The sequence below is a fragment of the Limnohabitans sp. Jir61 genome (assembly GCF_003063545.1).
GTDB lineage: Bacteria > Pseudomonadota > Gammaproteobacteria > Burkholderiales > Burkholderiaceae_C > Limnohabitans.
Genome location: NZ_NESD01000001.1, coordinates 58,951 through 84,696 on the forward strand (window position 1 = coordinate 58,951; position 25,746 = coordinate 84,696).

Consider the following 25,746-nt stretch of genomic DNA (forward strand, 5'->3'; position numbering starts at 1 on the left):
CATGTCTCAATCTTTGCAACACCTTTTCGATAACAACCGGGCTTGGGCCGAGCGCATGATTCAGGAGAATCCTGCGTACTTCTCACGCTTGGCCAATCAGCAGAACCCCAAGTATTTGTGGATCGGCTGCTCCGACAGTCGCGTGCCTGCCAACCAAATCACCGGCCTCGACCCAGGTGAAGTGTTTGTGCATCGCAACGTGGCCAACGTAGTGGTGCATTCCGATTTGAACGCTTTGTCCGTCATTCAATATGCGGTCGATGCACTCAAGGTCGAGCACATCATGGTGGTGGGCCACTACGGTTGTGGTGGTGTGTTGGCGGCCACACGTGGCACACGCGTGGGCTTGGCCGACAACTGGTTGCGCCATGTGCAAGACGTGCGCTTGCGCCATCGCCAACGCCTCAACCATTTGCCACAAGCCGAACTTGAGTCGGTCATGTGCGAGATGAATGTGATCGAACAAGTGGGCAACGTTGCGTTGTCGAACGTCATGCAAGACGCTTGGGGCCGTGGCCAAAAAGTGACTGTGCATGGCTGGATTTACGGCTTAGATGATGGCTTGGTCAAAGACCTCGGCGTCAGCATGAGTCACGCTGGCGAAGTGGTGGATGTCTTCCGCAGCGCCTTCAAACGCTACCCTCGTGGTGGCATGCTTCCCGCCGCATGACCCTGTGGGTCGGCGCGGCATTTTTCTTTTTGTTAATTGGAGAAATTCATGTCCGACCCTATCGTCATCGTCAGCGCTGCTCGCACACCCATGGGCAGCTTTCAAGGCGACTTCTCTAGCCTTGCCGCACACGACCTCGGTGGCGCAGCTATCAAAGCAGCTGTTGAGCGTGCTGGCATCAACCCCGAGTTGGTGACCGAAGTTTTGTTTGGCAACTGCTTGATGGCCGGCCAAGGCCAAGCCCCTGCACGTCAAGCCGCATTCAAAGGTGGTTTGCCCAAGTCGGCTGGCGCTGTGACCTTGTCCAAGATGTGCGGATCTGGCATGCGCGCAGCCATGTTCGCGCATGACATGTTGATTGCCGGTACACACGATGTGTTGGTAGCCGGTGGCATGGAGAGCATGACCAATGCGCCTTACCTCATGCTCAAGGGCCGTGGCGGTTATCGCATTGGCCACGACCGCATCTTTGATCACATGATGCTCGACGGTTTGGAAGACGCTTACGAACCCGGCCGCAGCATGGGCACCTTTGGTGAAGACTGCGCAGCTAAGTACAGCTTCACACGCGCCGAGCAAGACGCATTCGCCACTGCCAGCGTGCAACGCGCCAAGGCCGCGACTGAGAGCGGTGCATTCGCCACAGAAATCACGCCCGTCACCGTCAAGACCCGTGCAGGCGAAACGGTGGTATCGATTGACGAAGGCCCAGGGAAAATCAAGCTCGACAAAATCACCTCGCTCAAGCCCGCGTTCAAAAAAGACGGCACCATCACGGCTGCTTCTAGCTCGTCCATCAACGACGGCGGCGCTGCCATGGTGATGATGCGTGAGAGCACAGCCAAGCAATTGGGCTGCAAGCCATTGGCTCGCATCGTCAGCCATGCCACCCACGCACAAGAGCCAGAATGGTTTGCCACCGCCCCCGTCGGTGCGACACAAAAAGCCTTGGCCAAAGCCGGCTGGAAAGTGGAAGACGTCGACCTGTGGGAAGTAAACGAAGCCTTCGCAGTCGTGCCCATGGCTTTGATGAAAGAACTTAACGTGTCGCATGACAAAGTCAACGTCAACGGCGGCGCGTGTGCCTTGGGTCACCCCATCGGCGCATCCGGTGCGCGCATCATGGTCACGCTCATTCATGCACTCAAAGCGCGTGGCCTGAAAAAAGGCTTGGCCACCTTGTGCATTGGCGGCGGTGAAGGCACTGCCGTCGCCCTCGAACTCGTTTAAGTTTTCGTCATGCCAACCGCACTCATCATCGGCGCGTCGCGCGGCATTGGGCTCGAGCTGGTTCGTCAATATGTGACGGACGGCTGGCGCGTCATTGCCACTGCGCGTGACGATGCTGGGCGCGATCGTATCCAAGCCCTCGGCGCGCAGTGCTTCCGCATCGATGTGGCGAGCCCCATCAGCGTCTCCTCGTTTGAGTGGATGCTGGATGGTGAAAAGCTAGACCTTGCTTTGTATGTGGCGGGTGTCATTGATCACAATGCCGCCAGCACCCCGCCCACGCAAGACGCGTTTGACCGCGTCATGCACACCAACGTCATGGGCGCCATGATGGTCATCCCGCAAGTTGCACCCATGGTCGAAGCTGCGAACGGCGTGTTCGCTTGTATCAGCAGCGTGATGGGCAGCTTGCAAGGCACACGCACTAGCGATGCCGCGCTGTACCGCATCAGCAAAGCTGCGCTAAACATGGTGGTGCGCACCTCTCAGCCTGAGTACCCCCGCGCACGCATGGTGGCCATGCACCCAGGCTGGGTGCAAACCGAGATGGGCGGCTCCAACGCCACGCTCACACCAGAGCAAGCTGTCACGCGCATGCGCCAAACGCTGGCGCACATCAAGCCCGAACACGCAGGGCAGTTTTTGTCTTACGACGGCAGCACCATTGCTTGGTGAGGCCATTCACTATTTCACTTCATAACGGATAAAGCCATGTTGCTCACCCCCGACCAAACCATGATTCGCGATGCCGTGCGCGACTTCGCACAGCAAGAGCTGTGGCCCAATGCCGCCAAGTGGGACAAAGAACACACCTTCCCGCACGAGGTGCACAAAGGTTTGGCCGCCCTCGGCGCTTACGGCATTTGCGTGCCCGAAGACTTGGGCGGTGCAGGCTTGGACTACACCACGCTCGCGATTGTTTTAGAAGAAATCGCTGCAGGGGATGGCGGCACCAGCACGGCGATTAGCGTGACCAACTGCCCCGTCAACGCCATCCTCATGCGCTACGGCAACGACGCGCAAAAGAAACAATGGCTCACTGAATTGGCGCAAGGCAACATGCTCGGCGCGTTTTGTTTAACCGAGCCACATGTGGGCTCTGACGCCTCCGCGCTGCGCACGACGGCCACCAAAGATGGCAATGAGTACGTCATCAACGGCGTGAAGCAATTCATCACCAGCGGCAAAAACGGCCATGTCGCCATCGTCATTGCAGTGACCGATAAAGGCGCTGGCAAAAAAGGCATGAGTGCGTTCATCGTGCCCACCAGCGCACCCGGCTACCAAGTGGCTCGCCTTGAAGACAAGCTCGGCCAGCACAGCAGCGATACCGCACAGATCAACTTTGACAACTGCCGCATCCCCGCCGAGAACTTGATTGGTTCGGAAGGCGAGGGTTACAAGATCGCCTTGTCCGCTTTAGAAGGCGGCCGCATCGGCATCGCCGCGCAAAGCATTGGTATGGCGCGCAGCGCATTTGAAGCCGCGCTGCAATACAGCAAAGACCGCGTGAGCTTTGGCACCGCCATCTTCAACCACCAAGCCGTGGGCTTCCGTTTGGCCGATTGCGCCACGCAGCTTGAAGCTGCACGTCAGTTGATGTACCACGCCGCCAGCTTGCGCGATGCCGGTTTACCGTGTTTGAAAGAAGCGGCCATGGCCAAACTCTTTGCCAGCGAAACGGCAGAGCAAGTGTGCAGCGTCGCCATTCAAACCTTGGGCGGCTACGGCGTGGTGAGCGACTTCCCCGTCGAGCGCATCTACCGCGACGTGCGTGTGTGCCAAATTTACGAAGGCACCAGCGACGTGCAAAAAATCATCATCCAACGCGCCTTGGCTTGATGGTGTTTAACTTGGCAGTTCACGCAAAGGCTTTGGCATGAACGGTGCCCAGCATTGCCCTTGTGGCCGTGTGGATGCCAAGAATCGCGCTGTGGCCTATGCCAATTGCTGCGGCCGTTTTGTTGACCACTTCGACACGACGGCTGCACCCAACGCCGAACACCTCATGCGCTCGCGTTACAGCGCGTTTGTGTTGGCGTGTGCTGACTACTTGCTGGCCACATGGAACAGCAGCACACGGCCGGCATCGCTGGACTTTGATGTGGGCGCTAAGTGGCTAGGGCTTGAGGTGCGTGAGCACAAAGTCACAGGTGCTGAAACAGCCGAGGTGGAGTTTGTTGCTCGTTGCCGTGTCGATAGCCGAGTCGTACGCTTGCACGAGCGCAGCCGCTTTGTGCGCGAAGATGGTCGCTGGTTTTATGTGGATGGCGATCAGTTCTAGTCCTTGCACGTGCCCCCGATAATCGGGACATGACATTTGAAGCAGTTTTATTTGATTGCGATGGCGTGCTGGTCGATAGCGAAGCCATCACCTGCGGCGCACTGCGCGACATGCTGGATGAAAACGGCTGGCGCCTGAGCTTGGCCGAATGCATGGCGCACTTCGTGGGCCACACCGTGCGTAGCCGTGCACCGCTGATCGAGGCGCACACAGGTAAGCCCCTGACCGACGCGTTCATGGATGAGTTCTATCGCCGCCGCAACATCCGCTTAGAAAGCGACATCACCGCCATCGACGGCATTCACGAAGCTGTGCGTCATTTGCATGAACGTTGCGAAGGCCGTATTGCCGTGGCATCAGGCGCAGATCGTTACAAAGTCGAGATGATGTTGCAACGTGTGGGCCTCGCTCAGTTTTTTGAAGGCCGCATCTTCAGTGGCCACGAGATGCCGCGCAGTAAGCCTTTTCCCGATGTGTACTTAGCAGCTGCTGCACACTTGCAAGTAGAGCCTGCGCGTTGCTTAGTGGTCGAAGATACGCCAGTGGGTATTGCTGCTGGTGTGGCTGCGGGTTCAATGGTATGGGCTTATGCGCCGCCACTAGCGCCCACTGAAGCGTTAGTGCTAGCGGGAGCCGCGCAAGTGTTTGCACATATGAACGACCTGCGTATCTAGCGCAACGTTCAAGTGATAACGGCCGTTAAGCGCTTTGCCGGAAGGTTTCAGGCGCTTTCCCTGTCCAAGTTTTGAACGCCCGAATAAAACTCTTCTCGTTCGAAAAGCCCACCTCAGCCGCGACTTGTTTGAGAGGTTTGTTCGTGCGCAGTAACAGCGCACGCGCACGTTGCTCGCGCACGCTGTCTTTGAGCTGTTGAAGGCTAGCGCCTTCTTCTTGCAGTTGACGGTGCAGGGTGCGGGCCGACATATTCAGCCACGCGGCTAAGTCATCGGCATTGCGGCTGTGCTCGGGGTGTTGCGCCAAGGTTTGGCGCACCTTCTCCACCAACAAGCGGTCGCGTCGATAGGGACGTACGGTCAGCAGCAGGGCGCGTTGCAGCATCTGTTGCAGCGCGGCTTCGTCGCGGCGCACGGGCAGGGCCAAGTAGCCTGCATCAAATTGCAAGCAGTTGACAGGTGCGTTGAAGTGCGTGGGGCCATCAAACAACACGCGGTAGCTATCGGCATGCGCGGGTGGTGCAAAGCGCAGGTGCGTGGCCGTGAGTGGGATGCGCGAATCGGTCAGCCAACACGCCACACCCAGCGCATTGCGCAGCACCGAGACCACGCAAAACTCGCGGAACACGCCGAGGTCGCGAGTCTCATCCAGCTGCAAACTGGCCACGCCGTTGCGCTCGATCAAGCTCAGGTGAATGTCGTCGGTCAACAAGCCGTGGTGCCTGCACCAGCGTGCCAGCGCGACGCCTAGGCTGGGTGAGGTGAGCGAGGCGCGCACCAACATGCCGTAGCTGCCCCACGGCAAACGACGGCTGAACCAACCCAAGCCCTCATCGTCCAACTCTTGCATGGCGATGCCCGAGATCAGCTCCATCTGCATGGCAGTCACTCGGGCACTGTTTTTCTTGAGAAGTTTTGGCTCGATTTGTACCTTCTTCAACGCGTCGTCCACGCGCAAACTGCGCTGCGCGTAAGCAGTGGCAATGGCCTGAATAAAAGCAATGGGCGTCTCTGCGCGGCCCTGTGCAGGCGTGGATTCAGAGGTGGGGCTAGGACTAACCATAGGAAGCGTCATTGTGGCAGGATTTGCAACCCATCTGACGCAGGCCGTGGTGGCAAACCGCCTAAGCTTGGGCCACAACGCCGTAATAGGACAAACACGATGACTGTTTTGCATTCCCAGCTCAACCCACGCTCCGCCGACTTCGCGGCCAACGCTGCCGCCATGCGCACGGTGGTGGATGACCTCAAAGCCCATCTCGAAAAAATCGCCGTCGGTGGCGGCGAGGCTGCGCGTGCCAAACACACCGCACGCGGCAAGCTGTTGCCCCGCGACCGCGTGCAAATGCTGCTCGACCCTGGCACGCCATTTTTAGAAGTGGCCCCACTCGCTGCGCTCAACATGTACAACAACGACGCGCCGTGCGCGGGCTTGATCGTCGGTATCGGCCGCGTGAGCGGTGTGGACTGCATGATCGTGTGCAATGACGCTACCGTGAAGGGCGGCACGTATTACCCACTCACGGTGAAGAAGCATTTGCGTGCGCAAGAAATCGCGCAGCAAAACAACTTGCCTTGCATTTACTTGGTTGACTCGGGCGGTGCCAACTTGCCCAACCAAGACGAGGTGTTCCCCGACCGCGACCACTTTGGCCGCATCTTCTTTAACCAAGCCAATATGAGCGCGCAAGGCCTTGCGCAAATCGCGGTGGTGATGGGCAGCTGCACAGCCGGTGGCGCGTATGTGCCGGCCATGAGCGACGAGACCATCATCGTGAAAAACCAAGGCACCATCTTCTTGGGGGGCCCGCCTTTGGTGAAGGCGGCCACAGGCGAAGTGGTGACGGCAGAAGACCTAGGCGGTGGCGATGTGCACACACGCCTCTCAGGTGTGGCAGACCACCTCGCGCAAAACGACGTGCATGCACTGGCGCTGGCTCGCCAATGCGTGAAAAGCCTCAACGCGCAAAAGCAACCCAACATCGCCACGCACGCACCTGTGCCTCCGAAGTACGACGCGCAAGAGTTGTACGGCGTGATCCCTACCGATACACGCAAGCCCTTTGATGTGCGCGAGATCATTGCGCGCATCGTGGATGGCAGCGAGTTTGACGAATTCAAAGCGCGTTTTGGTACGACCTTGGTGTGCGGCTTTGCCCGCATCGAAGGCATGCCGGTGGGCATCATCGCCAACAACGGCATCTTGTTCAGCGAGTCGGCTTTGAAAGGCACGCACTTCATCGAGCTGTGCTGCCAACGCAAAATCCCGCTCGTGTTTTTGCAAAACATCACCGGCTTCATGGTGGGCCGCAAGTACGAGAACGAAGGCATCGCACGCAACGGCGCGAAGATGGTCACGGCTGTGGCCACTGCGGCGGTCCCTAAGTTCACCGTCATCATTGGCGGAAGTTTTGGCGCGGGCAACTACGGCATGTGTGGTCGCGCCTTCAGTCCACGATTCTTGTGGATGTGGCCGAACGCTCGCATCTCTGTCATGGGTGGCGAGCAAGCGGCTAGCGTCTTGGCTACGGTCAAGCGTGATGGTATTGAAGGCAAAGGCGGCCAATGGAGCGCCGAAGAAGAGCAAGCCTTCAAAGACCCCATTCGCCAGCAGTACGAAGAACAAGGCCACCCTTACTTCGCCACAGCACGCCTGTGGGACGACGGTGTGATTGACCCCGCAGACACACGCCGCGTGTTGGCTTTGGGTTTGAGTGCGTCGCTGAACGCGCCCATTCCTGAGACCAAGTTTGGTTTGTTCCGCATGTGATGGGTGATTGACATGAGCGCTCTCACCATTACCAACCAAGGTGCGATTCGCACCATCACGCTTTGCCGCCCCGACGTGCGCAACGCCTTCAACGATGAAGTGATTGCGGAATTGAAAAACGCCTTCACAGAAGCTAGCCAAACCGCCGATGTGCGCTGCGTAGTGCTAGCCGCAGAAGGCCCCGCGTTTTGCGCAGGTGCTGACCTGAACTGGATGCGCCGCATGGCCGACTACACACGCGACGAAAACCTCGCCGACGCAGGTCAGCTTGCCGCCATGCTGCGTGCGATTTACGAATGCCCCAAACCCACCATCGCTCGCGTGCAGGGCGATGTGTTTGCCGGTGGCGTGGGCTTGGTCGCTGCGTGCGACATGGCGGTGAGTGTGGACACGGCAATCTACTGTTTGAGCGAAGTAAAACTGGGCCTCATCCCCGCCACCATCAGCCCTTATGTGATTCGCGCCATGGGTGCGCGTGCATCGCACCGCTACTTCTTAACAGCCGAGCGTTTCAGCGCGGCCGAGGCGCATCGCATTGGCTTGGTGCACGAAGTGGTCGCCGCTGATGCGCTGGATACCAAAGTGGCCGAGCTGACCAGTGCCTTGGTCAGTGCCAGCCCCAACGCTGTGCGCGCGTGTAAGCGTTTGGTGCAAGACGTGGCCGAGCGCGAGATCGACGACGCCTTGGTGGCGCACACCGTGGCGGGCATTGCCGACATTCGTTCAAGCGCGGAAGGCAAAGAGGGCGTGCAGTCCTTCTTGCAAAAGCGCAAGCCTTCGTGGTTGCTGTGAGCTTCTCGGAAAAAGGATTCAAAGATGTTTAAGAAAATTCTGATTGCCAACCGTGGCGAAATCGCCTGCCGAGTTGCCGCCACCGCCCGTCGCATGGGCATCAAAACCGTGGCTGTGTATTCGGACGCTGATGCACAAGCCAAACATGTGCAGGTGTGCGACGAAGCCGTACACATTGGCGGCAGCGCACCCAAAGACAGCTACTTGCGCTGGGAGCGCATCTTGCAAGCGGCCAAAGACACTGGCGCACAAGCGGTGCACCCAGGCTACGGCTTTTTGAGCGAGAACGAAGATTTTGCTAAGGCGTGCGCCGCCGCAGGTCTCGTGTTCATTGGCCCACCAGCCTCCGCCATTCTGGCGATGGGCTTGAAGGCGGAATCGAAACAGCTGATGGAAAAAGCTGGCGTGCCCTTGGTGCCCGGCTACCACGCAGCCGACCAAGACCCCGCCTTGTTGCAGCGCGAAGCCGACCGCATTGGCTACCCCGCGCTCATCAAAGCCAGCGCAGGTGGTGGTGGCAAAGGCATGCGCGTGGTCAACTGCAGTGCTGAGTTTGCCGATGCACTGGCCAGCTGTAAACGCGAAGCCATCAACAGCTTTGGCGACGATGCGGTGTTGATTGAAAAATACGTGCAACGCCCACGCCACATTGAAATTCAAGTGTTTGGCGACACGCACGGCAACTGCGTGTATTTGTTTGAGCGCGATTGCTCGGTGCAGCGCCGCCACCAAAAAGTGCTGGAAGAAGCCCCGGCGCCTGGCATGACCGAAGCCTTGCGCAAGCAAATGGGTGAAGCCGCCGTAGCAGCCGCCAAAGCCGTGAACTACGTGGGCGCAGGCACGGTGGAATTCATCGTGGAGCAGGCAGCGTATGACAAGCCTGAATCGATGAAGTTTTTCTTCATGGAGATGAACACGCGCTTGCAGGTGGAACACCCCGTGACCGAAGCCATCACTGGCCTCGACTTGGTGGAGTGGCAACTGCGCGTGGCCAGTGGCGAGCCGCTGCCTTTGCAGCAAAGCGATTTGCGTATTCACGGTCACGCCATCGAAGCGCGTATTTGCGCTGAGAACCCAGACAACAACTTCTTGCCAGCCACTGGAACTTTGGCGGTGTACCGTAAACCTGCGTGCAGCAGCTTTGAAATCAGCGACACCCGCATTGACGACGGCGTGCGCGAAGGCGACAGCATCAGCCCGTTTTACGACTCCATGGTGGCCAAGCTCATCGTGCACGGCGACACACGCGAGCAAGCGTTGGCGCGTTTGGATGACGCCCTGTCGCAAACCCGCATCGTTGGCTTGACGACCAATGTGCAGTTCTTGCGCCACATCATCCGCACCGATTCATTTGCCACAGCCAAGCTCGACACCGCGCTGATTCAACGTGAAGAAAAAGCCTTGTTTGCGCAAGAGCCTTTGGGCCTCGCACTCACCGCTGCGTCAGTCGTGGCCAACACGCTGTACCGCGAAGAAGCCTTGAAAGGCAACGACCCATTTAGCAGCCGTGATGGCTGGCGTGCTTACGGCGTGGCTACACGCAACTTTGGTTTTGTATTCCATGGCGCGTCTTACGACGCCGTGTTGACCTATGCCCATGATGGCAGCTTGCAATTGAACGTCGCGGATGCCGACGGTGATGTGTCGGGCGTCTTGACCTACCGCGAGGACGGCGATGCCTTGCACATCAGTTTTGCGGGCCACACAGCCCGTTTGCAGGTGTTCCATGAAACACAAGGCCACGAAGATGTGGCTCATGTGTTTGCACCCCAAGGCGCCACGCGCATCACCGTGGTCGACGCTTTGGCCCACGCGGGCGAAGTGCAAGAGGCCGGCGGCCGCTTGACGGCACCCATGCCCGGTAAGGTGGTGTCGTTTGCGGTTGCCGCAGGTGACAAAGTCAAGGCCGGTCAGCCGTTGGCGGTCATGGAAGCGATGAAAATGGAGCACACCATCGCCGCACCCGCGGACGGTGAAGTGTTGGAACTGCTCTATGCGCCGGGTGACCAAGTGGCCGAAGGCGAAGAGCTTTTGAAATTGAAAGTGTGATGACCATGGCGATGAATCTGCCGCGTCGCGTGAAGCTGATTGATGTCGGCCCTCGCGACGGCCTACAAAACGAAAAACAACCAGTGTCTGCTGCCGTCAAGGTGGAGCTGGTGCATCGCTTGCAAGCGGCGGGGCTGAAGGAAATTGAAGTCACCAGTTTTGTGTCGCCCAAATGGGTGCCGCAAATGGCCGACAACGCTGAGGTAATGGCTGGAATTCATCGACAGCCCGATGTGCGTTATTCGGTGCTCACGCCCAACTTGCAAGGCTTTGAGTCTGCGTTGAAAACCAAGCCCGACGAAATCGTGGTGTTTGGTGCAGCCAGCGAAGCGTTTAGCCAAAAGAACATCAACTGCTCGATTGCCGAGAGCATTGAACGTTTCGCCCCCGTGGTCAAAGCCGCACGTGATGCCGGTATTGCTGTGCGTGGCGCCATGAGTTGTACAGTGGGCTGCCCATACGAAGGCGACATTGCGCCTGAGCGCGTGGGCTACTTAGCGGGCTTGATGAAGGGCATTGGCATTCAACGCGTGGATGTGGCCGACACCATAGGTGTGGGCACGCCACGCAAGGTGCAAGCCGCCATGGAGGCCACGCTCAGGCATTACGCGCTCAACGACGTGTGCGGTCATTTTCACGACACCTATGGCCAAGCCTTGGTCAACACGCTGGCCGCTTTGCAAATGGGCGTCTGGAATTTTCAGTCGTCTGTGGCCGGTCTGGGTGGTTGCCCGTATGCCAAAGGTGCCACCGGAAATGTGGCCACTGAAGATCTGGTGTACATGATGCACGGCATGGGAATTGACACAGGTATTGATCTTGATAAGTTGATCGATGCCGGCGTGTTCATTAGCGAGGCTTTGGGGCGCCAGCCCAATTCCCTCGTGTCACGCGCGGTTTTGAACAAGCGCGCAGCTTGAGCGGTGGCATTCGCTGACAATGTAACCATGTGTGGAAGCGAACTTACTCCCAAGCCTCAAGGCCTAACCCCCGCTGATTTACGCTTAGTCGCACAGGCCAAGCGGGTGCTGCAAAGCAATGAGGTGTTGGAATCACCCTGCATCTCGATTTGCCGCATGTCGGACGACACGACCTACTGCGAAGGCTGTTGGCGCACGCTGGATGAAATCGGTGGATGGGGGCAGCGCAATGCCGATGAAAAACGGGTGGTATGGCAACTGATCAGTGAGCGTTTGGCTGCCCACGGAGCGACATAAATCGTCGGTGCGTCGTGATGCTTTGAATACCTGAAGGATGAACGCTATGAAAACCATCACCTGCTACCTCGATTTCATTTCTCCCTACGCCTACCTTGCCTTTGAGGCTTTGCCCAAAAGTTTGATGAGTGTGAGCCACCGCATGGTTTACAAGCCAGTGTTATTTGCCGCGATGCTCAAACACCACGGCCAGTTAGGCCCTGCTGAAATTGCAGGCAAGCGAGAGTGGACCTATCGCCAAGTGTTATGGCAAGCCAAGCAACTCGGCGTGGCGATGGACATGCCTCAATCGCACCCTTTCAATCCGCTGGCCTTGTTGCGTTTGGCCATCGCCTGCAGTGCTGACGGCGAGCCCAACCGCTATGTGTGCGAAACCATCTTCAACCATGTGTGGCAGGGCGGCGCAGCGGCAGACGATGCAGCGCGTTTACAGAAACTCACGCAGCAGTTGGCCCCTCAGCGCTCGGTGGACACGTCAGAGGTGAAAGGCCAGCTCAAAGCCAACACCGAAGAAGCCATTGCACGCGGCGTGTTTGGCGTGCCCACCTTTTGCGTGGACGACAAAGTGTTTTGGGGCTTGGATGCTTTGCCCATGATGCGCGCCTACCTTGATGGAGATCAATGGTTTGACACAGCTTGGGATGCCACCGCAAGTATCCAGCAAGGCGTGAAGCGTTGAATAGGGCATTGCCCTGACAATGCCTTATGCCCAACGCTTTTAACTTTTCCGCCTCCCCGTTTGATTGCTTAACACCCGACCAGCAACGCTTGGTGCGCGACAGCGTGGACGTGGTGTATTACCCCGAGGGTGAAGCGATCCTTGATGTGGGCACAGCTCCCACACATTTGTTCGTCATTATCAAAGGCTTTGTCACGCAGTACGACGGTGATGAGGTGATCACTACCTACGGCCCTGACGATACGTTTGACGGACGGGGCTTGGTGGCTGGTAAGACCAGTAACAAATTCGTTGCCCAAGAAGAGGTGGTGGCCTATCAGCTGGCACGCCAAACCGTGACCGAGTTGATTGCGAGCAATGCCACGTTTGGTGCCTTGTTGTTCTCTGACTTGAGCAACAAACTCACCGCTTTGTCGCAGCGACAAAGCCAGCATGAGTTGCAGTCGCTCACGCTCTCGCGTGTAGATGAGGCATTTGTGAGGCCTGCTCATTTTGTGAGTATGGATGCCGATGTGGTGTCTGCTGTGCATGTCATGCAAGTTCAGCGTACCAAGTGTGTACTCGTCCGTGATGAGAGAACATCCCCGCCTCGTCTGGGGGTCTTCACTGCATCCACCTTGCAGCGTGCGATTTTGAATGGCACACCTCTCAATCAACAGCGGGTGGGTGAGCTGGCCGGTTTTCAGCTCATCAGTGTTCGTCCCGATGATCAGGTGGGCGATGCCCTTGCCTTGCTGCAACGCCATCGCGTTCATCGTTTGGTGGTGATGGACGGCGATCATGTGGTGGGCGTGCTGGAGGCTTTGGACTTGTTCAGCTTCCTGTCCAACCATTCACACCTGATCACTGTGCAAGTGGAGGCCGCTGTCGACATTGAAGGCTTGGCGCAAGCGGCCACGCAAATCACCCGCATGGTCACTACGCTCTACCGCAGTGGTACGCGTGTGAGTTTGATTGCCCGTTTGGTGCAAGACTTGAATGCGCGTTTGTTTGAGCGCGCATGGCAGCTCATCGCTCCTGCCGATTTGGTCGCCAATAGCTGTTTGTTTGTGATGGGCAGCGAGGGGCGAGGCGAGCAGCTGCTCAAGACCGACCAAGACAATGGCCTCATCTTGCGTGACGGCTACACGCCACCAGAAAATTTAGAAGATATTTGCCAATCGTTCTCACAAGCGCTGACAGCATTTGGTTATCCCGAGTGCCCGGGGCACATCATGGTGAACAACCCGATGTGGCGTAAGACCGCGTATGACTTTGGCCAAATGGTCAAGCAGTGGCTGTTGATGCCCGATGCCAACAGCTTGATGAACTTGGCTATTTTTTTAGACGCGCACCCTGTGTGTGGTGATGCCCACCTTTTGCAAGATGCGCAGCAAGTCCTGCAGAAGTTGGCCACCGACAACGATGCCATGCTGGCGCGCTTTGCCGCGTCGATCGACGCCTTTGGCAATAGCAGTGGCTGGTGGAACCGCTTGCTGGGGCTGGATGATCAACAAGGCTTGCATCTCAAGAAAGAAGGCATCTTTCCCTTGGTGCATGGGGTACGCAGTTTGGCCCTGGCTGAGCATTTGCAAGAGACCAGCACGACTGCCCGCATTGATGCCTTGGTGGTGAAGCACGTGATCACGCCAGCACTTGGCGCAGACCTCACACAAACTTTGCATTTCTTGATGGGCCTCAAGCTCAAAGCTGGCGTGACCGAGATGGAGACACAACGTACCGTATCTGGCTTGGTCAACGTTGCCAAACTTTCGACCTTGGAGCGCGACTTGCTCAAGGATGCGTTGGGTGTGGTCAAACACTTCAAAGGCTTGTTACGCAGCCGTTTCAAACTAGACACCCTCTGATGCCCTCGATCATTTCTCCCACACGTTGGTGGCGCACGCTCAAGCGTGAGTGGTTGATTTACCACTTAGGCTTGCCGGAGTTTCGCTTCATGTTTGACAAGCCACCGCCCAACGAATGGGTGTCGCTTGATTGCGAGACCACAGGCTTGAATGTGAGTTCAGACGAAATTATCTCCATTGGTGCTGTGCGCATCGTGGGCAACAAGATCATGACCAGTGAACGCTTTGAAGTGTTGGTGCGTCCCGAGCGCGGTGTGTCAGCTGACAGCGTGCGCATTCACCGTTTGCGTGAACAAGATGTGGCGCAAGGCTTGCCCGCAGATGAGGCGATGAAACAGCTCATGCGCTTCATTGGCAGCCGGCCGCTGGTGGGTTACTTTTTAGAGTTCGATGTAGCGATGCTGAACAAAGCCATCTGGCCACTGTTGGGGCAAGGTTTGCCTCAGCCCAAGATCGAAGTCTCGGCGATGTATTACGACCACAAGTTTCGTCAAATGCTGCCGTATGAACAGCAGACTAATCCGAACATTGATTTGCGCTTCGCCACGATCATGTCGGATTTGGATTTGCCGGTGCGTGAGGCGCATGATGCTTTGAATGACGCTGTGATGGCTGCAATGGCGTTCATTAAGTTGCGTCAACTGCGTGGTGCGTGAGGTTTTAGCTCCCCTTCTTTGACGCGCGAGGTGAGGTAGGCGAACACGGCTTACATCGCTGCGCGACGAATGGCGCCGTATTCGCCTACCTCACCTCGCTTTCGCTTGTGAGCGAGTGATGTGCCGCGTGCCTGCAGTTGCTGTGAACGCAGATACATAGCCTAGCCATTACTCCGCTGCGCATAAAACCATCCGAAACACAAAGTGTGAGGGACATACAGATGCGGCGCCATTCGTCGCGAAGCGATGTAAGCCGCGTCTGTGTGTCCCTCACACCCCCCGTCAACGGAAACAATAAAAACAAACAGACATAAAAAAACCGAGCACGAATGCTCGGTTTTCAGTGGACTGAGCCCCGAAGGACTCAGTAACCCAAGGTCTTAGTGACCTGATGCGCCAGAAGCACCGAAGCCAGTTTCCGAACGCACTTGTTGTGCGGCGAAAGCTGCGCGCTCTTTCTTGGCTTGTTCGCTGTTGTCCAAGATGGAGAACAACCAGATGCCCACGAAGCCGATGGTCATAGAGAACAAGGCAGGTGAAGCATATGGGAACCATGCTGAACCTTTGGGGTTACCCAGTGTGGCTTCCCACACAGAAGGTGACACCACGGTCAAAGCCACAGAAGAGATTAGCCCCAAGAAGCCACCGATGACGGCGCCGCGGGTCGTGCAATCTTTCCACAGCACAGACATGAACAACACAGGGAAGTTAGCAGACGCGGCAATCGCGAAAGCCAAGGCCACCATGAAGGCGATGTTTTGTTTCTCAAACGCAATACCCAAGGCTACAGCGATGACGCCGAGAGCCAATGTGGTGATGCGAGAAACACGCAACTCAGAAGCGCTGTCAGCATTGCCCTTCTTGAACACCGTGGCGTACAAGTCGTGTGACACAGCAGATGCGCCAGACAGAGTCAAGCCAGCCACCACAGCCAAGATGGTTGCGAATGCCACGGCAGAGATGAAGCCGAAGAACACGTCGCCGCCAACAGCCTTAGCCACCAGCACAGCAGCCATGTTGGCGCCACCAGCTTTGAGTTGAGCATTCAGTTCAGGGTTGGTCATCACCAAAGTGATGGCACCGAAACCGATGATGAAAATCAACACGTAGAAGTAGCCGATCCATGTGGTTGCCCAGAACACAGATTTACGAGCTTCTTTTGCGTCAGGCACAGTGAAGAAGCGCATCAAGATGTGTGGCAAGCCAGCCGTACCGAACATCAAAGCCATACCGAAAGAGATGGCAGAGATGGGGTCCTTGATGAAGCCGCCTGGGCCCATGATGGACATGCCAACTTTGGCTGGGTCTGTGGCAACAGCTTTTTCCAATGCAGCAGACGCAGCGGCAGCGGCTTCTGGTGTTGCAGCGGCGGCAGCAGATGCGGTGGCCGCTGCAATCGCAGCTTCCTGAGCAACGCCAGCCAATGCTGTTTTCACTTCAACGCCTTTGGCAAACAAGGCTTCTGGGCTGAAACCGAATTGCGCCAAGACCATGAAGGCCATGAAGGTCACACCGGCGAGCAGCATGATGGCTTTGATAATTTGCACCCATGTCGTCGCAGTCATACCGCCGAACAACACGTACACCATCATCAATGCGCCCACGAGCACCACTGCGATCCAATAGTCCAAGCCGAACAACAACTTGATCAATGAACCAGCGCCAACCATTTGAGCGATCAAATAGAACGCCACCACCACCAAAGTGCCAGAAGCAGCAAAGGCGCGGATAGGGGCTTGAGCGAAGCGGTAGCCTGCAACGTCAGCAAATGTGAATTTGCCCAAGTTGCGCAGACGCTCGGCCATCAAGAAGGTGATCACAGGCCAGCCGACCAAAAAGCCGATGGAGTAGATCAAGCCGTCATAGCCCGATGCCATCACAGCAGCGGAAATGCCGAGGAACGAAGCAGCAGACATGTAGTCGCCGGCAATCGCCAAGCCGTTTTGGAAACCGGTGATGCCGCCACCTGCTGTGTAGAAGTCAGCAGCAGATTTGGTTTTAGCAGCAGCCCATTTGGTGATGCCCAAAGTGGCGATCACGAAGGCTGCAAACATGACGATGGCTGTCCAGTTGGTGGCTTGCTTGGTGGTTTGACCCAAGTCTGCACCTGCTGCGAACGCGGTGCCTGCAGCCAGCGCCAAGAATGCGCCTAGGAGTGTGGAGATTTTTTTCATTTTGTAGCGTCCTCCAAGATTTCCTTGGTCAGCGCGTCGTATTCGCTGTTAGCGCGGTTCACGTAGATGCCGGTGATCACGATCGTGAAAATGATCACGCCCATGCCCAATGGAATACCTACGGTCGTCACGCCAGCACCGATAGGTTGTGCGAGGAAAGGTTTGTTAAATGCAATCAATGCGATGTAGCCGTAGTACACGACCAACATCAACACGGCGAGGAACCAGCCGAAGCCACCGCGCTTAGCGCGCAGTTCTTTGTATTTCGGGTGGTTCTGGATCTTGTCGACCACTGGATCACTCATTGTTATCTCCCATTTGGGTTATTGAAAAACGCAAGAAGGATGACTCCTTCATTGACCAAGTCATTGTGTGAATGGGTACTGACCAAGCACTTACGCAGGCCCCTGTGGAAAACCCTATGACCGCTTGATGAATCAAGGGTTTTTCGGGTAAACCATTACGCTTATTGGTGTATTTTTCAAATGTTTTTTGGCGAGAGTCATTACAGCCTGCAAGGGTGTCAGAAATTGGTCAGCTTTGGCACACACAGTCGCCGCACAGTCACTGCCATGTGGCTGCAATCAATAAAAGTCTAAGGAGACAAAAGTATGGCAACACTAGATGTAGATCGCCCGATGTCGGCGGAAGAGAAGAAGGTGATCTTCGCCTCTTCTCTGGGTACCGTTTTCGAGTGGTACGACTTTTACCTTTATGGTTCACTCGCCGCAATTATTGCGAAGCAATTTTTCAGCGGCTTGGATGAAGGCTCTGCTTTCATCTTCGCATTGCTGGCTTTTGCTGCCGGCTTCATCGTGCGTCCTTTTGGCGCGATCTTCTTTGGCCGCTTAGGAGACATGATCGGTCGCAAGTACACCTTTTTGGTGACCATCCTGATCATGGGCTTGTCCACGTTCATCGTGGGTATCTTGCCTAATTACGCAAGCATTGGTGTGGCAGCTCCCGTCATCCTGATCTGCTTGCGTTTGCTGCAAGGTCTGGCTTTGGGTGGTGAGTACGGTGGTGCTGCGACGTATGTAGCTGAGCACGCACCGCACGACAAGCGTGGTGCTTACACCTCATGGATTCAAACCACTGCGACTTTGGGTTTGTTCCTGTCCTTGATGGTGATCTTGGGTACACGTACTGCCATTGGCGAAGCTGCTTTCGCTGAATGGGGCTGGCGCGTGCCGTTCATTGTGTCGATCGCTTTGTTGGCCGTGTCGGTTTACATCCGTTTGTCGATGAACGAGTCACCTGCTTTCCAAAAAATGAAATCTGAAGGCAAAACTTCAAAGGCCCCTCTGACCGAATCTTTCGGCCAATGGAAAAACCTGAAGATTGTGATCTTGGCGCTCATCGGTTTGACTGCAGGTCAAGCCGTGGTGTGGTACTCGGGTCAGTTCTATGCTTTGTTCTTCTTGACGCAAGCGTTGAAAGTGGACGGCGCAACAGCCAACATTTTGGTGGCTGTGTCTTTGTTGATTGGTACACCGTTCTTCATCGTGTTCGGATCACTGTCTGACAAGATTGGCCGCAAGCCGATCATCATGTTGGGTTGCTTGTTGGCTGTATTGACTTACTTCCCCGTGTTCGAAGCGCTGACCAAGGCTGCTAACCCAGACTTGTACGCGGCACAACAAAAGAACAAAGTGGTGGTCACCGCTGATGCAGCTGAGTGCTCATTCCAGTTCAACCCCACAGGCACTGTGAAGTTCACGAGCTCATGCGACATTGCTAAGCAAGTGTTGGCTGCCAGCTCTGTGAGCTACGAAAACGCTGCCGGTGCTGCTGGTACACCAGCCACCATCAAAATTGGTGAAACAGAAATCGCGAGCTACAGCTCTAAAGGCTTGCCAGCTGATGAGGCAAAAACTAAGTCAGCTGATTTCAAGAAGGCCGTGGCTGATGCTTTGAAAGAAGCTGGCTACCCAGCCAAAGCTGATCCAGCGAAAGTGGACCAAGTCAAGATCACCATCATCCTCACTTACTTGGTGATTTTGGTGACCATGGTGTATGGCCCCATCGCTGCGATGTTGGTGGAAATGTTCCCCACGCGCATCCGATACACATCCATGTCTCTGCCTTATCACATCGGTAACGGCTGGTTCGGCGGCTTGCTGCCCACCACCGCTTTTGCGATCGTGGCGCAGACCGGCAATATGTACAACGGCTTGTGGTACCCGATCATCATTGCGGGTATGACTTTCGTCATAGGTATGATCTTTGTGAAAGAAACCAAAGACGTCGACATCTACGAACACGACTAAAACTGTCAGCATCTCGGGGTGACCCGAGTGCTACATTCAAGCCCTCCCTCGTGGAGGGCTTTTTACTGATTTCGGAGACTTGATATGTTGAAAATTTTTGTAGGTTTCGTTCTCTTCGCGGCGTTGGCCATGTTCGTCATTCTCAAAGGTGGCAACAACTTGGATATGGGCGGTGAAAAGCACGGTGCTGATGCGGTGCACGCACCTGCTGAAGCCGCATCAGGCGCAGCGTCTGACGCCTCTGCTGCCAAGTAATTCTTCGTTACTTCGCTTGTCAAAACGCCACGGCTGGTCCGTGGCGTTTTGCTTTGTACTGACCTGCGGGCCGCTCAAAGATTGACAGATTGAATGCTTATGTGTGGCAATGCCCCGACACCGATGCGGGCCTGTGCGAATCTCTAAAATATTTGCCACACTTCAAAAGGTCCCGCCATGACAGGCACCATCCGCATTCGTGGCGCACGCCAGCACAACCTCAAAAACTTAGACCTCGACATTCGCACGGGCGAGCTGACGGTGGTCACCGGCCCCAGCGGCTCGGGCAAATCAAGTTTGGTGTTTGACACCTTATACGCTGAGGGCCAGCGCCGCTACGTAGAGACCTTCAGCGCTTACGCGCGTCAGTTCTTAGACCGCATGGACCGCCCAGCTGTGGACAAGGTCGAAGGCGTGCCCCCCGCGATTGCGATTGACCAGACCAACCCCGTACGCAGCTCGCGCTCCACCGTGGGCACGATGACCGAGCTGAACGACCACTTGAAGTTGCTCATCGCGCGAGCCGGAAATTTGTTTGACCGACAAACCGCACAGCCTGTGCAGCACGACACGCCGCAAACCATTTATGCCGAGCTGCAGCGCCGTTGCGCCACACAACCGCAAGACCCGCGACTCATCATGACCTTCCCAGTGGAGTTGCCCGCCAACACCACATCGGCCGAAGTGGAGCAGTGGCTCAGTGCGAGTGGCTTCACCCGCATTCACGCTGAGCGTGAGGTGGCCACGCCCACGGGTCCGCGCAAATTGTTGGATGTGGTGGCGGATCGTTTCAAGCTGGGCAACACCGAACAAGCCCGTGTCGTGGAAGCGATTGAGCTTGCCATCAAGCGTGGTGGTGGCCGACTGAATGTGTATTGGTCTTTAGACGCAGAAGCTACGCCTGAACTCTGGCGCTTCTCTACCGGCCTGCATTGCCCCGACAGCGATCTGCGTTATAGCGACCCCATCCCTTCGATGTTCTCGTTCAATTCCGCGGTGGGTGCCTGCGACACCTGTCGAGGCTTTGGCCGCGTGATTGGTGTGGACTACGGGCTGGTGATTCCCAACGACAAGCTCACCTTGCGTGCCGGTGCGATCAAAACCATTCAAACCCCAGCGTGGCTGGAAACACAAGAAGACTTGATGCGCCACGCCGAAGCCGAAGGCATTCCGCGTGACACACCTTGGTACAAGCTGAGCCAAGAACACAAAGACTGGGTGATCAACGGATCACCCTTGTGGAAAGGCAAATGGAACCACCAGTGGTACGGCGTCAAGCGTTTCTTCGAATATTTGGAGAGCAAGGCCTACAAGATGCACATCCGTGTGCTGCTGTCTAAGTACCGCAGTTACACACCCTGCGGCACCTGCGCAGGCGCGCGTTTGAAAACCGATAGTTTGTTGTGGCGCATTGGCACCAAAGAGCATGCCGATGCGGTGCTGCCTGCGGCCAAGCGCTTCTTGCCACAAGGCGTGCAATGGACGCGCGCGCAACTCGAAGCCATGCCTGGCTTGTGCCTGCATGACTTGATGCTCTTGCCCATCGACAAGTTGCATCAGTTCTTCAACGCCACGCAGGTGGATGTGGCTGGCGCAGACGCGCAAGCCTTGCACTTGCTGATGGATGAAATTCGCACGCGTTTGAAATACCTCAGCGATGTGGGCATTGGCTACCTCACCCTCGACCGTCAAAGCCGCACGCTCAGTGGCGGCGAGGTGCAACGCATCAACCTCACCACGGCGCTTGGCACTTCGTTGGTCAACACCTTGTTTGTGTTGGACGAGCCCAGCATAGGCTTGCACCCACGCGACATGAATCGCATCAACGAAGCCATGCTGCGCTTGCGCAATGCGGGCAACACGCTGGTGGTTGTGGAGCACGACCCAGCTGTCATGATGTGCGCTGACCGCATCATCGACATGGGCCCAGGCCCCGGCGTGAAGGGCGGGCAAATTGTGTTTGATGGCACGACCGAAGCTTTGAAGTCGGCCGACACTTTAACTGGCGCGTACTTGGGTGCGCGCAAAACCATTGGCCTTGGCCTCAAGCGTTTAGTCACGGACAACACCCCACGCTTGATTCTCGAAGGCGCACGCGAGCACAACCTACAAAACCTCAGCATTGAGTTTCCGTTGCAGCGCTTGGTGTGCATCACCGGCGTCAGCGGCTCTGGCAAGTCCACCCTGGTTCAAGACATCCTCACGCCAGCACTGTTGCGTCACTATGGCCGCGCCACAGAAACACCAGGCGCACATGACCGTTTGCTAGGTGCGGACTACCTGAGCGATGTGGTGTTTGTTGACCAATCGCCCATCGGTAAAACCGCAAGATCTAACCCCGCCAGCTACGTGGGTGCGTGGGACGCAGTGCGCGAAATTTTCGCGGTCGCTCCGTTGTCCAAACAGCGTGGCTATACGGCTTCAAAGTTCAGCTTCAACAGCGGTGATGGCCGTTGTCCAACTTGCGGTGGATCGGGATTCGAGCACGTAGAAATGCAGTTCTTAAGCGATGTCTACCTAAGATGCCAAGACTGCAACGGCCAACGTTACCGCCCAGAAATCCTAGAAGTCCGCATCGAGCGCGAAATTCGTGGCGTGGCTGCGGGGGCGACGGTGCAGCGACATTCTGAGCGAAGCGAAGAGGAGCAAGACGTTGCCCCCGCAGTCACGACACGAATCACCCTCAACGTGGCAGATGTGTTGGAGCTCACAGTCGGTGAAGCGTTAGAGATTTTTGCCAACGATCGCGAAGTCGTTCGCACCTTGCAGCCCATCGTTGACGTTGGCTTGGACTATGTGAAGCTTGGTCAACCTGTGCCCACGCTCAGCGGCGGCGAAGCGCAACGTTTGAAGTTGGCAGGCTTCTTGGCCGAAGCCGCCAAAGCCAAAACATCGAGCCGCCAATCGCTCGCCAAAAAAGGCGTGTTGTTCTTGTTCGACGAACCCACCACGGGGCTGCACTTTGACGACATCGCCAAACTCATGCGCGCTATGCGCCGCTTGCTGGAAGACGGCAACTCGCTCATCGTCATTGAGCACAACTTAGATGTAATTCGAGCCAGCGACTGGCTCATTGACCTTGGCCCCGAAGGCGGCGATGCCGGTGGTTTGTTGGTCGCCGAAGGTACGCCAGAAGACGTGCGCTTGCATCCCACATCGCACACGGGCAAAGCCTTGCGTGACTACGCCGCTTCCATGGGGGTGGTGTACGAGATTGATGGTAAAAAAGCCTCTGCTGGTTTGTTGGCAGCTGAAGGTGCAGCAAGGTTCGCCAAGGCTGCGCGTGGTGTTTCAATTGCCGATGGTGCAATTCAAATCATCAACGCCAAAGAGCACAACCTCAAAAACCTGAGCGTGAACATTCCACGCGGCAAGTTCAACGTCATCACCGGCGTTTCGGGCTCGGGCAAGTCCACGCTCGCGTTTGACATTTTGTTCAACGAAGGTCAGCGCCGCTATTTAGAAAGCCTCAACGCTTACGCACGCAGCATCGTGCAGCCCGCTGGCCGCCCTGAGGTGGATGCGGTGTACGGTATCCCGCCCACAGTGGCGATCGAGCAGCGATTGAGCCGTGGTGGTCGCAAGTCCACGGTGGGAACGACTACCGAGGTGTGGCACTTTTTGCGCTTGCTGTACGTCAAACTAGGTACGCAACATTGCACGCACGATGGCGCTGCGGTGCAGCCGCAAACGGCTGAGCGCATTGCGGCGCAGCTGATGCGTGAGTTCAAAGGCCAACACATTGGCCTGATGAGCCCCTTGGTGATGAACCGCAAAGGCGTTTACACCGAGCTGGCCGACTGGGCGCGTCCGCGTGGCTACACGCACTTGCGCGTGGATGGCCACTTCTTGCCCACTAACGGCTTTCCACGTTTGGACCGTTTCAAAGAGCACACCATTGAATTACCAGTGGCTAGCCTAGAGGTGTCTGCACAAAACGAAGCTGCTTTGCGCCAAGCACTGACGACTGCGCTAGAACATGGCAAAGGCGTGGTGCATGTGCTGAGTCAGTTGGACGGCCTGCGTGAAGCGATGGAGGCTGGCACGGACACCAACAGCATTGGCCGCTTGGATGTGTATTCCACCAAGCGCGCTTGCCCGGTGTGCGATACCTCGTATGCCGAGTTGGACCCGCGCTTGTTCTCGTACAACAGCAAACACGGCTGGTGCCCTGACTGCGTGGGCACAGGCGTGAAGCTCAACAAAGACCAACGCAAAGTGCTGGACGATTCGGTACGTGACGACAAAGACAAAGGCCGCGAGCAAACCTTTGCCGAGCCCGATGTGGATGATTTGGTCGACGTGGCGTGCCCGACCTGCGAAGGCACACGTTTGAACGCCACCGCGCGTGCGGTGAAGTTTGCAGGTGTGGGCATCACCGACATCGCACGCTTGAGCGTGACCGAGATTCGCAAGTGGGTGGAAAAGCTGGCGATGACGGGCCGTGATGGCGACATCGCGCGCGACCTGTTGCCAGAAATCAAGAGCCGTTTGGAGTTCTTAGAGCAAGTGGGCTTGAACTACCTCACCCTCGACCGTGGCGCTCCCACGCTCAGTGGTGGCGAAGCGCAACGCATTCGCTTGGCAGCTCAGTTGGGTAGCAACTTGCAAGGCGTTTGCTATGTGTTGGACGAGCCCACGATTGGCTTGCATGCGCGTGACAACCAAATTTTGTTGAATGCACTGCACTTGCTGAGTGACAAGGGCAACACGCTGGTGGTGGTGGAACACGACGAAGACACCATTCGACGCGCGGACCACATCATCGACATTGGGCCTAGCGCGGGTAAGCGCGGCGGACGGTTGATGGGTGAGGGTTCTGTGAAGGACATCACTGACCAAGCTGAATCGCAGACGGGGCGATATTTATTGCACGCGATGCGACATCCGTTGCAGGCGCGACGGCCTGTGTCTGAGGCTGCTTTGGCTGCCTTTGCTGCTGCATCTGCCGCGCTCGCTGCGAAGGATGAGGCATTGCCGGGCTCCTCATGCGGCGAGCCAAAATCGTCACCCGGCAACGCCACATCCTCCGCGAAGGTGGGTAAACGCAAGGCGGTTGCGCCTGTTGCTGAAGTTGCATCGGTTGATGCCGCTGCGCTTCAGTGGTTGTCGCTTGAAGGTGCGTCATTGCACAACTTGAATGACGTGAGTGTTGAAATCCCGCTCAAGCGTTTGGTGGCCGTGACAGGTGTGTCTGGCTCGGGGAAGTCCACGATTGCGCGTGATGTGTTGTTGCACAACGTGGCGGCTGCGGTGGCGCAGCGTTCAACGCAGGCAGGTCGCAAACTTGACGACGAAGGCAAACATCCTGCTTGGGCAGGTTGTACGGCTCTTGGCGGCTATCAAACCATCGACCGCGTGTTGGAAGTGGACCAAACGCCAATTGGCAAAACACCTCGTTCATGCCCCGCGACCTACATTGGTTTTTGGGACACGATTCGCAAGCTGTTTGCTGAAACACTCGAAGCCAAAGCCCGTGGTTATGGCGCAGGTCGCTTCAGTTTCAACACAGGTGAAGGCCGTTGCCACACCTGCGAAGGCCAAGGCCTGCGCACAATTGAGATGAGCTTTCTGCCTGACGTGAAAGTGCCCTGCGAAACCTGTCGCGGCGCACGCTTTAACCCCGAGACCTTGGCGGTGAGTTGGCGTGGCAAGAGCATTGGCGATGTATTGCAAATGGAAGTGGACGAGGCGGTGGAGTTCTTCGCCACCATGCCCAACATCGCGCATCCCTTGCAACTGCTCAAAGACGTGGGCTTGGGTTACCTCACACTCGGCCAGCCTTCCCCCACGCTGAGTGGCGGTGAAGCGCAGCGCATCAAGCTGGTGACCGAGCTGAGTAAAGTACGTGACGATGTGACCCGCCGCGGCAACAAAGCGCCGCACACGCTGTATGTGTTGGACGAGCCTACGGTTGGCCTGCACATGGCCGACGTGGACAAACTCATTCGCGTGTTGCATCGATTGGTAGACGGCGGTCACAGCGTGGTGGTGATTGAGCACGACTTAGATGTGATTGCCGAAGCGGATTGGATCATTGACCTTGGACCTGAGGGGGGCGATGGTGGTGGTTTGATCGTGGCGGCTGATACGCCTGAAGCGGTGGTGGCGTTGGGGACGCACACGGGTGTTGCTTTGAAGTCTGTGCTCGCGCGGGTTTGACGATGCCCACTTTGAAG

Annotated in this window: 20 protein-coding genes; 17 read left to right on the forward strand and 3 right to left on the reverse strand. The window is 56.8% G+C overall.

The annotated features are described in order from the left end of the window. The first annotated feature begins 1 nt into the window (after position 1). From can to B9Z35_RS00285, 6 genes are read left to right on the forward strand one after another with little or no spacing between them, the layout of a single operon-like run. A complete protein-coding gene (gene can / locus B9Z35_RS00260; RefSeq protein WP_108281686.1) occupies positions 2-670 on the forward strand; it encodes a carbonate dehydratase in 669 nt (222 codons plus the stop codon). Between the two features lie 48 nt (positions 671-718). Then, entirely contained in the window at positions 719-1,900 is a 1,182-nt protein-coding gene (locus tag B9Z35_RS00265; RefSeq protein WP_108281687.1) for an acetyl-CoA C-acyltransferase, read from the forward strand. 9 nt (positions 1,901-1,909) lie between these two features. After that, entirely contained in the window at positions 1,910-2,575 is a 666-nt protein-coding gene (locus B9Z35_RS00270) for an SDR family oxidoreductase (RefSeq protein WP_108281688.1), read from the forward strand. A gap of 36 nt (positions 2,576-2,611) precedes the next feature. Next, positions 2,612-3,742, forward strand: a complete 1,131-nt coding sequence (locus tag B9Z35_RS00275) for an acyl-CoA dehydrogenase family protein (protein ID WP_108281689.1) — start codon at positions 2,612-2,614, stop codon at positions 3,740-3,742. A gap of 37 nt (positions 3,743-3,779) precedes the next feature. Next, positions 3,780-4,184, forward strand: coding sequence for a YchJ family protein (locus tag B9Z35_RS00280; RefSeq protein WP_108281690.1), 405 nt, complete (start codon positions 3,780-3,782; stop codon positions 4,182-4,184). A 29-nt stretch (positions 4,185-4,213) separates the two neighbouring features. After that, on the forward strand, positions 4,214-4,858 hold the full coding sequence (locus B9Z35_RS00285; protein ID WP_108281691.1) for an HAD family phosphatase: 645 nt from the start codon (positions 4,214-4,216) through the stop codon (positions 4,856-4,858). Positions 4,859-4,883: 25 nt separating this feature from the next. Here B9Z35_RS00285 and B9Z35_RS00290 read toward each other — a convergent pair whose 3' ends face one another. Further along, a complete protein-coding gene (locus tag B9Z35_RS00290; RefSeq protein WP_199219744.1) occupies positions 4,884-5,921 on the reverse strand; it encodes an AraC family transcriptional regulator in 1,038 nt (345 codons plus the stop codon). Positions 5,922-6,020: 99 nt separating this feature from the next. Between B9Z35_RS00290 and B9Z35_RS00295 the strand changes: the two genes are divergently transcribed. From B9Z35_RS00295 to B9Z35_RS00330, 8 genes are read left to right on the forward strand one after another with little or no spacing between them, the layout of a single operon-like run. Beyond that, complete coding sequence (locus B9Z35_RS00295) at positions 6,021-7,628, forward strand: carboxyl transferase domain-containing protein (RefSeq protein WP_108281693.1); 1,608 nt, start codon at positions 6,021-6,023, stop codon at positions 7,626-7,628. Between the two features lie 12 nt (positions 7,629-7,640). Then, positions 7,641-8,420, forward strand: a complete 780-nt coding sequence (locus tag B9Z35_RS00300; protein WP_108281694.1) for an enoyl-CoA hydratase/isomerase family protein — start codon at positions 7,641-7,643, stop codon at positions 8,418-8,420. A gap of 24 nt (positions 8,421-8,444) precedes the next feature. Next, complete coding sequence (locus B9Z35_RS00305; protein WP_108281695.1) at positions 8,445-10,469, forward strand: acetyl/propionyl/methylcrotonyl-CoA carboxylase subunit alpha; 2,025 nt, start codon at positions 8,445-8,447, stop codon at positions 10,467-10,469. 11 nt (positions 10,470-10,480) lie between these two features. Further along, complete coding sequence (locus B9Z35_RS00310) at positions 10,481-11,389, forward strand: hydroxymethylglutaryl-CoA lyase (RefSeq protein WP_108282745.1); 909 nt, start codon at positions 10,481-10,483, stop codon at positions 11,387-11,389. 27 nt (positions 11,390-11,416) lie between these two features. Continuing rightward, a complete protein-coding gene (locus tag B9Z35_RS00315) occupies positions 11,417-11,686 on the forward strand; it encodes a DUF1289 domain-containing protein (protein ID WP_108282746.1) in 270 nt (89 codons plus the stop codon). A gap of 46 nt (positions 11,687-11,732) precedes the next feature. Further along, a complete protein-coding gene (locus tag B9Z35_RS00320) occupies positions 11,733-12,365 on the forward strand; it encodes a 2-hydroxychromene-2-carboxylate isomerase (protein WP_108281696.1) in 633 nt (210 codons plus the stop codon). A 26-nt stretch (positions 12,366-12,391) separates the two neighbouring features. Next, complete coding sequence (locus tag B9Z35_RS00325; RefSeq protein ID WP_108281697.1) at positions 12,392-14,212, forward strand: DUF294 nucleotidyltransferase-like domain-containing protein; 1,821 nt, start codon at positions 12,392-12,394, stop codon at positions 14,210-14,212. Then, positions 14,212-14,868 carry a 3'-5' exonuclease gene (locus B9Z35_RS00330; protein ID WP_108281698.1) on the forward strand — a complete coding sequence of 219 codons (657 nt, stop codon included), beginning with the start codon at positions 14,212-14,214 and terminating at the stop codon, positions 14,866-14,868. Before B9Z35_RS00325 ends, B9Z35_RS00330 begins: the two co-directional genes overlap by 1 nt. A gap of 380 nt (positions 14,869-15,248) precedes the next feature. Here B9Z35_RS00330 and B9Z35_RS00335 read toward each other — a convergent pair whose 3' ends face one another. Both B9Z35_RS00335 and B9Z35_RS00340 read right to left on the reverse strand, forming a co-directional pair. Then, the gene (locus B9Z35_RS00335; RefSeq protein ID WP_108281699.1) at positions 15,249-17,042 is read right to left on the reverse strand and encodes a cation acetate symporter; all 1,794 of its coding nucleotides are present in this window, start codon (positions 17,040-17,042) and stop codon (positions 15,249-15,251) included. Then, positions 17,039-17,347 carry a DUF485 domain-containing protein gene (locus B9Z35_RS00340; RefSeq protein ID WP_108281700.1) on the reverse strand — a complete coding sequence of 103 codons (309 nt, stop codon included), beginning with the start codon at positions 17,345-17,347 and terminating at the stop codon, positions 17,039-17,041. Before B9Z35_RS00340 ends, B9Z35_RS00335 begins: the two co-directional genes overlap by 4 nt. A 306-nt stretch (positions 17,348-17,653) precedes the next feature. Between B9Z35_RS00340 and B9Z35_RS00345 the strand changes: the two genes are divergently transcribed. The 3 genes from B9Z35_RS00345 (at position 17,654) to B9Z35_RS00350 (ending at position 25,729) form a co-directional block, all read left to right on the forward strand. After that, a complete protein-coding gene (locus B9Z35_RS00345) occupies positions 17,654-19,312 on the forward strand; it encodes an MFS transporter (protein WP_108281701.1) in 1,659 nt (552 codons plus the stop codon). An 84-nt stretch (positions 19,313-19,396) separates the two neighbouring features. After that, complete coding sequence (locus B9Z35_RS13005; protein WP_199219745.1) at positions 19,397-19,567, forward strand: hypothetical protein; 171 nt, start codon at positions 19,397-19,399, stop codon at positions 19,565-19,567. A gap of 177 nt (positions 19,568-19,744) precedes the next feature. Next, a complete protein-coding gene (locus tag B9Z35_RS00350) occupies positions 19,745-25,729 on the forward strand; it encodes an excinuclease ABC subunit UvrA (protein WP_108281702.1) in 5,985 nt (1,994 codons plus the stop codon). Positions 25,730-25,746 lie beyond the last annotated feature (17 nt).

Bases quoted from the DNA above. Each gene is read 5' to 3' on its own strand.
- can (WP_108281686.1), top strand. From the start codon at position 2: ATGTCTCAATCTTTGCAACACCTTTTCGATAACAACCGGGCTTGGGCC.
- B9Z35_RS00265 (WP_108281687.1), top strand. From the start codon at position 719: ATGTCCGACCCTATCGTCATCGTCAGCGCTGCTCGCACACCCATGGGC.
- B9Z35_RS00270 (WP_108281688.1), top strand. From the start codon at position 1,910: ATGCCAACCGCACTCATCATCGGCGCGTCGCGCGGCATTGGGCTCGAG.
- B9Z35_RS00275 (WP_108281689.1), top strand. From the start codon at position 2,612: ATGTTGCTCACCCCCGACCAAACCATGATTCGCGATGCCGTGCGCGAC.
- B9Z35_RS00280 (WP_108281690.1), top strand. From the start codon at position 3,780: ATGAACGGTGCCCAGCATTGCCCTTGTGGCCGTGTGGATGCCAAGAAT.
- B9Z35_RS00285 (WP_108281691.1), top strand. From the start codon at position 4,214: ATGACATTTGAAGCAGTTTTATTTGATTGCGATGGCGTGCTGGTCGAT.
- B9Z35_RS00290 (WP_199219744.1), bottom strand. From the start codon at position 5,921: ATGGTTAGTCCTAGCCCCACCTCTGAATCCACGCCTGCACAGGGCCGC.
- B9Z35_RS00295 (WP_108281693.1), top strand. From the start codon at position 6,021: ATGACTGTTTTGCATTCCCAGCTCAACCCACGCTCCGCCGACTTCGCG.
- B9Z35_RS00300 (WP_108281694.1), top strand. From the start codon at position 7,641: ATGAGCGCTCTCACCATTACCAACCAAGGTGCGATTCGCACCATCACG.
- B9Z35_RS00305 (WP_108281695.1), top strand. From the start codon at position 8,445: ATGTTTAAGAAAATTCTGATTGCCAACCGTGGCGAAATCGCCTGCCGA.
- B9Z35_RS00310 (WP_108282745.1), top strand. From the start codon at position 10,481: ATGAATCTGCCGCGTCGCGTGAAGCTGATTGATGTCGGCCCTCGCGAC.
- B9Z35_RS00315 (WP_108282746.1), top strand. From the start codon at position 11,417: ATGTGTGGAAGCGAACTTACTCCCAAGCCTCAAGGCCTAACCCCCGCT.
- B9Z35_RS00320 (WP_108281696.1), top strand. From the start codon at position 11,733: ATGAAAACCATCACCTGCTACCTCGATTTCATTTCTCCCTACGCCTAC.
- B9Z35_RS00325 (WP_108281697.1), top strand. From the start codon at position 12,392: ATGCCCAACGCTTTTAACTTTTCCGCCTCCCCGTTTGATTGCTTAACA.
- B9Z35_RS00330 (WP_108281698.1), top strand. From the start codon at position 14,212: ATGCCCTCGATCATTTCTCCCACACGTTGGTGGCGCACGCTCAAGCGT.
- B9Z35_RS00335 (WP_108281699.1), bottom strand. From the start codon at position 17,042: ATGAAAAAAATCTCCACACTCCTAGGCGCATTCTTGGCGCTGGCTGCA.
- B9Z35_RS00340 (WP_108281700.1), bottom strand. From the start codon at position 17,347: ATGAGTGATCCAGTGGTCGACAAGATCCAGAACCACCCGAAATACAAA.
- B9Z35_RS00345 (WP_108281701.1), top strand. From the start codon at position 17,654: ATGGCAACACTAGATGTAGATCGCCCGATGTCGGCGGAAGAGAAGAAG.
- B9Z35_RS13005 (WP_199219745.1), top strand. From the start codon at position 19,397: ATGTTGAAAATTTTTGTAGGTTTCGTTCTCTTCGCGGCGTTGGCCATG.
- B9Z35_RS00350 (WP_108281702.1), top strand. From the start codon at position 19,745: ATGACAGGCACCATCCGCATTCGTGGCGCACGCCAGCACAACCTCAAA.